1 protein-coding gene is annotated in these 348 nt (G+C 65.5%); it reads right to left on the reverse strand.

Annotation, left to right across the window (positions count from 1 at the left end):
• Positions 1-343 (reverse strand): aldolase/citrate lyase family protein (locus H6B31_RS16870; RefSeq protein WP_243419128.1); only part of this gene is annotated, 343 nt, incomplete at its 3' end.
• Between the last annotated feature and the right edge of the window lie 5 nt (positions 344-348).

The raw sequence follows: 348 nt of genomic DNA on the forward strand, positions 1-348 counted from the left end.
CCTCCACGGTCTTTACGTCCTGGGCGCTCTCGCACTTGGCGATGCGGATGCCGTCCGCCCCGCCGGCCACGCACACCCGCACGTCTTCCAGCCAGTGGGGGGTGTCCAGGCCGTTGATGCGCACGATGACCTCGGTGTCCCCGTAGTCCACCGACTTCAGGGCGTGGTACAGAGAGAAGCGGGCGGCGTCCTTCTGGTTCTCCGCCACCGCGTCCTCCAGGTCCAGCATGATGGAGTCACAGCCGTAGATGTAGGCGTCCTTGATGAGCCCCGGCTTCTGGGCGTTCATAAACATCATGGTCCGGCGCAGCCGGAACCGCTCCGGTCTGGGACGAGGGATCATCGCAC

Origin of the sequence: Pseudoflavonifractor capillosus, assembly GCF_016899775.1 — a bacterium.
Lineage (GTDB): Bacteria > Bacillota > Clostridia > Oscillospirales > Oscillospiraceae > Lawsonibacter.